Annotated in this window: 4 protein-coding genes; all 4 read right to left on the bottom strand. The window is 74.4% G+C overall.

Annotation, left to right across the window (positions count from 1 at the left end; translation table 11 throughout):
• Positions 1 to 233: 233 nt before the first annotated feature.
• On the bottom strand, positions 234 to 1,682 hold the full coding sequence (gene obgE / locus ACZ63H_RS34165; RefSeq protein WP_469871834.1) for a GTPase ObgE: 1,449 nt from the start codon (positions 1,680 to 1,682) through the stop codon (positions 234 to 236).
• Between the two features lie 137 nt (positions 1,683 to 1,819).
• On the bottom strand, positions 1,820 to 2,074 hold the full coding sequence (gene rpmA, locus ACZ63H_RS34170; protein ID WP_020940020.1) for a 50S ribosomal protein L27: 255 nt from the start codon (positions 2,072 to 2,074) through the stop codon (positions 1,820 to 1,822).
• 14 nt (positions 2,075 to 2,088) lie between these two features.
• Positions 2,089 to 2,409, bottom strand: a complete 321-nt coding sequence (rplU, locus tag ACZ63H_RS34175; RefSeq protein WP_009188585.1) for a 50S ribosomal protein L21 — start codon at positions 2,407 to 2,409, stop codon at positions 2,089 to 2,091.
• A gap of 233 nt (positions 2,410 to 2,642) precedes the next feature.
• A partial coding sequence (locus tag ACZ63H_RS34180; protein ID WP_469871835.1) for an Rne/Rng family ribonuclease occupies positions 2,643 to 6,414 on the bottom strand: 3,772 nt, incomplete at its 5' end.

Here is a 6,414-nt window from a genome sequence, read left to right on the forward strand (position 1 = left end):
CCCCCTCCCCCCCCCCCCCCCCCCCCCCCCCCCCCCCCCCCCCCCCCCCCCCCCCCCCCCCCCCCCCCCCCCCCCCCCCCCCCCCCCCCCCCCCCTCGACTCACCGGTACGGGAGGGGGCTCCCGCTTCGCCGCCGGTCCTCCGGCCTTCGCCTTCGGCCACCGCCCGAGGGCGAGGCGTACGACGGGACGCACGCCTCGCCCGGACGAATCGGCTCGCCCGGACGGGACGGCTTACTCGAACGGGTCGAACTCGTCGTACTCCCGCTGCACCTCGTCGCGCTCCGCCTGCTTGTCCCGGCGGCGCTGGGCCGCGGGGCGGGGCTCGTCGAAGCGGTGGTCCTCGCCGCGGCGGCCGAGCATCTCCGCGCCGGACATGACCGTGGGCTCCCAGTCGAAGACGACCGCGTTCTCCTCGGGGCCGATGGCGACGCCGTCGCCCGCGCGGGCGCCCGCCTTCATCAACTGCTCCTCCACGCCGAGGCGGTTGAGCCGGTCGGCGAGGTACCCCACGGCCTCGTCGTTGTTGAAGTCGGTCTGGCGGACCCAGCGCTCCGGCTTCTCACCGCGCACCCGGAACAGCGGCTCCCCGCCGGCGTCCTCGCGCACGACGGTGAAGCCCGCGTCGTCCACGGCCTTGGGCCGGATGACGATCCGGGTCGCCTCCTCCTTCGGCTTCGCGGCGCGCGCCTTGGCGACCAGCTCGCCGAGGGCGAAGGTCAGCTCCCGCAGGCCCATGTGGGCCACGGCCGACACCTCGAAGACGCGGTAGCCGCGGGCCTCCAGGTCGGGGCGCACCATCTCGGCGAGGTCCTTGCCGTCGGGCACGTCGATCTTGTTCAGGACGACGATCCGGGGCCGGTTGTCCAGCCCGCCGTACTGCCGCAGCTCCTCCTCGATGACGTCGAGGTCGGAGACCGGGTCGCGGTCCGACTCCAGCGTCGCGGTGTCCAGCACGTGCACCAGCACGCTGCACCGCTCCACGTGGCGCAGGAACTCCAGGCCGAGGCCGCGGCCCTGGCTGGCGCCCGGGATGAGGCCGGGCACGTCGGCGATGGTGTAGACGGTGGAGCCCGCGGTGACCACACCGAGGTTCGGGACCAGCGTCGTGAACGGGTAGTCGGCGATCTTCGGCTTGGCCGCGCTGAGCACGGAGATCAGCGAGGACTTGCCCGCGCTCGGGTAGCCGACGAGCGCCACGTCGGCGACGGTCTTCAGCTCCAGGACGATGTCGTGCAGGTCGCCGGGCTCGCCGAGCAGCGCGAAGCCGGGCGCCTTGCGGCGGGCGGAGGCCAGCGCCGCGTTGCCGAGACCGCCCCGGCCGCCCTGCGCGGCGACGTACGAGGTGCCGTGGCCGACCAGGTCGGCGAGCACGTTGCCCGCCTTGTCCAGCACGACGGTGCCGTCCGGGACCGGCAGGATCAGGTCCTGGCCGTCCTTGCCGGAACGGTTGCCGCCCTCGCCGGGCTTGCCGTTGGTGGCCTTGCGGTGCGGGGAGTGGTGGTAGTCCAGCAGCGTCGTGACCGACTGGTCGACGGTCAGGATGACGTCACCGCCACGGCCGCCGTTGCCGCCGTCGGGTCCGCCGAGCGGCTTGAACTTCTCACGGTGGACGGAGGCACAGCCGTGGCCTCCGTTACCCGCGGCGACATGCAGTTCGACGCGGTCCACGAAGGTGGTCATGGTGGGGTGCCTCCAAAAGATGACGGGTTTTACCTGTGTTAACACGCGAAAGGCGGACCCGCCTTCCCGACCGGGAAGTGAGGTCCGCCTCGCGAAAGCGTTCGGTGCTGAATCAGGCGATCAGACGATCAGGTGATTCAGGCGACCGGAACGATGTTCACGACCTTGCGGCCGCGGTGGGTACCGAACTCCACCGCACCGGGCTGCAGGGCGAACAGCGTGTCGTCGCCGCCACGGCCGACACCGGCGCCGGGGTGGAAGTGGGTGCCGCGCTGGCGGACCAGGATCTCACCAGCGTTCACGACCTGACCGCCGAAGCGCTTCACGCCGAGCCGCTGGGCGTTGGAGTCGCGACCGTTCCGGGTGGACGATGCGCCCTTCTTGTGTGCCATTTCTCCTCAGTCCCTTACTTCGCAGCCGTGGGGATCGACGTGACCTTGATCGCCGTGTACTGCTGGCGGTGACCCTGCCGACGACGGTAACCGGTCTTGTTCTTGTAGCGCAGAATGTCGATCTTCTGGCCCTTGTGGTGGTCCACGACCTCGGCCTGGACCTTGATGCCGGCCAGGACCCACGGGTCGCTGGTCACGGCGTCGCCGTCGACAACGAGCAGGGTCGAGAGCTCGACCGTGTCGCCAACCTTGGCGGTGGAAATCTTGTCAACCTCGACGATGTCGCCGACAGCAACCTTGTGCTGGCGACCACCGCTGCGCACGATGGCGTACACGCGGATCTCACTTTCGCTCGCTCGGAACCGGCACCCCCGCAGGCCAGCCACCCAGAAACACCACAGGCGACCTCTCCCGGCCAACCGTGTGCCCGGGAGGAAGAGGTTTACGGGGATGTGGCGTGTCAGTGGACACGCCGACGGTCAAGAGTACGGGGCCGCGGTCTGAGGGGTCAAACCGGGCCCCGCCGATGTGCGGCCGGTCACGGGGACCGGCCGCACACCTGGGACTTTCAGCCCTCGTCGCCGGCGCCGGAGACCGTGGTGGTCTTCTTCGCCGTCGACTTCGCGGCGGCCGTCTTGGCGGTCTTCGTCGCCTTCTTGGCCGTCGTCTTCTTGGCGGCCGTCTTCTTGGCCGTCGTCTTCTTGGTGGTGACCTTCTTCGCCGCCGCCTTCTTCGCCGGGGCCTTCTTGGCCGCCGCCTTGCGCGCGGTCTTCTTGGCCGGAGCGGCTTCCTCCACCGCCTCGTCCGCGTCGGCGACCGGGGCCTCGGCCACGGAGGTTTCCACCGCCGGCGCCTCGGCCGCGGGGGCTTCCGCCGCCGGGGCCTCCTCGGGCGCCGCCGCCGGGACGACCAGCACGGCCGCCTCCTCCGGTGCCGTCGGCGCGGTGGCCTTGCGCACCGCGCGGCGGCGCGGACGGGCCGGTGCCGGGGTGCTCTCGGCCGCCACCGGCTGCTCGGCCTCGGCGGACGGCTCCGCCGGGACCTCGGCCGCGGGCGCGGTCTCGGGCACCGTCACCACGGCCGCCTCGGCGCCCGCGGGGGAACCGGCCGGGGCCGACACCTTCCGGGTCGCCCGGCGGCGCGTACGGCCCTTGGGCGCGGCCTCCTCGGCGGGAGCGGCCTCCTCGGCGGGAGCCTCGGCCTGCGGCGCCGGGACCACCTGGTCCTCGACGGCCGCCGGCTCGGCCAGCGCCTCGACGGCGGGCTCCGGCCGCACCGGGCGCGCCGCCGCCTCCTCGGCGGTGACGTCCTGGGCGGTCGGCACCTCGGGCTCCGCGACCGGCTCGGCCTCGGCCCTCTCCGCCCTGCGCGCGGCCTTCTCCGCCTTCGGCGCGCCCGCCGGAGCCGAAGCCCGGCGGCTCGCCCGGCGCCGGCCGCGGCCACGGCCGGCCGCCGCCTCCGCCTCGGCGACGCTGCTGTACAGCTCCTCGTCCGGCGCGAAGTCGGGCGCGGGCAGGGCGACCGGCTCGGCGGCCTCGGCGGCCACCTCGGCGGCGGACTCCACCGCGGGCTCGACGGGAGCTGCGGCCTCCACGGCCACGGCGGGGGTCTCGTGCACGTGCTCGTGCACCGGCTCCGCCGCCTCGGCGCCCCGGCCGCCGCGCTTCTTGCGCTTGCCGCCGCCACCGCCACCGCTCGCGGCGGCCTGGTCGAGGTGGACGATGACGCCGCGCCCGTTGCAGTGGACGCAGGTCTCCGAGAAGGACTCCAGCAGGCCCTGGCCGACCCGCTTGCGGGTCATCTGCACCAGGCCCAGCGAGGTCACCTCGGCCACCTGGTGCTTCGTACGGTCCCGGCCCAGGCACTCCAGCAGGCGGCGCAGCACCAGGTCGCGGTTGGACTCCAGGACCATGTCGATGAAGTCGATCACGATGATGCCGCCGAGGTCGCGCAGCCGCAGCTGGCGCACGATCTCCTCGGCCGCCTCCAGGTTGTTCCTGGTGACCGTCTCCTCCAGGTTGCCGCCCTGGCCGGTGAACTTGCCGGTGTTGACGTCGATGACGACCATCGCCTCGGTCCGGTCGATCACCAGCGAACCGCCGCTGGGGAGCCAGACCTTGCGGTCCAGCGCCTTGGCGAGCTGCTCGTCGATCCGGTAGGTGGCGAAGACGTCGACCTCGCTCGTCCACCTCGACAGCCGGCCGGCCAGGTCCGGGGCGACGTGCGAGACGTAGCCGTGGATGGTCTGCCAGGCGTCGTCGCCGCTGACGACGACCTTGGAGAAGTCCTCGTTGAAGATGTCGCGCACGACCCGGACGGTCATGTCCGGCTCGCCGTACAGCAGCGTCGGGGCGTTGCCGCTCTTGGCCTTCTTCTGGATCTCCTCCCACTGCGCCTGGAGCCGCTCGACGTCGCGGCGCAGCTCGTCCTCGCTCGCGCCCTCGGCCGCGGTGCGCACGATGACACCCGCGTCCTCGGGGACGATCTTCTTGAGGATGGTCTTCAGCCGGGCCCGCTCGGTGTCGGGCAGCTTGCGGCTGATGCCGGTCATCGAGCCCTCGGGCACGTACACCAGATAACGGCCCGGGAGGGAGACCTGGCTGGTCAGACGCGCGCCCTTGTGGCCGATCGGGTCCTTCGTGACCTGCACGAGCACCGGCTGGCCGGACTTCAGGGCCGACTCGATGCGGCGCGGTCCGCCCGACATGCCGAGCGCCTCGAAGTTGACCTCGCCGGCGTACAGGACGGCGTTGCGGCCCTTGCCGATGTCGATGAAGGCGGCCTCCATCGACGGCAGCACGTTCTGGACCTTGCCCAGGTAGACGTTGCCGACGTACGAGGTCGACTGCTCCTTGTTGACGTAGTGCTCGACGAGCACGCCGTCCTCCAGGACGCCGATCTGCGTACGGTCGCCGTGCTGGCGGACCACCATCACGCGCTCGACGGCCTCGCGGCGGGCCAGGAACTCGGCCTCGGTGATGATCGGGACGCGGCGGCGCCCCTGCTCACGGCCTTCCCGGCGGCGCTGCTTCTTGGCCTCCAGACGGGTCGAGCCCTTGATGGACTGCACCTCGTCGGACGGCTCGCCGGCCTTGCGCGGCTCGCGGACCTTGACGACGGTGCGCTCCGGGTCGTCGGCGGACGGCTCGGCGTCGACGGTGGCGTCCCCGGCGCGGCGCCGGCGGCGACGGCGCCGGCGGCTGCTGGCGCTGGAACCGGCGGGCTCGTCGGCGCGGCCCTCCTCGGCGTCCTCCTCGTCCTGCTCGGCGGTGTCCTCGGCGTCCTGGGCGGCCTGCTCGGCGGCCAGGTCGTCGACGTCGGCGTCGCCGCCCTCGCCGTCGGCGGCGTCACCGCGCCGGCGGCGGCGTCCGCCCCGGCGGCGACGGCGGCGCGAGCCGGAGTCCTCGTAGCCCTCGGCGCCCTCGGTCTCGTCGCCCTCCTCGTCCTCGGCGAGGTCCTCGGCGGCCTCGGCGGACTCGGGGGCCTCCTCCGGCTCCTCCGTGGCGGCGGGCTCGGCGGGCCGGGCGTCCTCGGCGGCACCGCGGCGGCGCCGGCGCCGGCGGGTGCCGGTCTCGGCGCGCTCCTCCGCGTACTCCTCGGGCTCCTCGGGCTCCTCCGTGCCGGCGGCCTCGGCCGCGGCCTCGGCGGCGGCCCGCTCCGGGGTCTGGAACCGGGGCTCGGTGAACACCGGCGCCTGGAAGACGGCGACGGCCGGGCGGGCGGGGCGGCGCTTGCCCTTCGCCTGGGCGGGCTCGGCGGCCTCGGCCGGCTCGGCGGCGGGCTTGGGCGCGGTGGACTGCGCGGGCTCGGCGAACCCGGACGCGGCCCGTACGGCCCGGCGCCGGGCGCGGCGCGGCGTGGCGGCCTCGGCGGCCGGCGCGGGGACCTGCGGGGACTGGGCGGCGGTGGCCGGTTCGGTGGTGTGCGTGGTCACGGGGACCTCCGGCTCCGCGGCGGGGGCGGGAGCGTCCTCCCCGGCCTGGGTGGCGGCGGGAGCCTCGGCGGCGTCCTCGCTCGTGGGCGCGCCGGCGGGCGCGGACACCCGGCGGGTGGCCCGGCGCCGGGCACGGCGCGGGGCGGCCTCCTCGGCGGGCGCCTCGGCAGCCGCCTGGGCGGGCGCCTCCTGCGCGGCGGGGGCGGCCGGCTCGGTCACCTCGGCGGCGGGCGCGGCCTCGGCACCCTGCGGCGCACCGGCGGGCGCCGACACACGACGCGTCGCCCGACGACGCGGACGCGCGGAAGCAACCTCAGCCGCCTCCTCGACGACCGGCTCCTGCACGGCCGGAGCCACGGGCTCACTCACCTCGGCAGCCGACACCTCCTCGACACCCTGCGGCGCA

It is taken from the genome of Streptomyces sp. NPDC104831 (assembly GCF_055583025.1).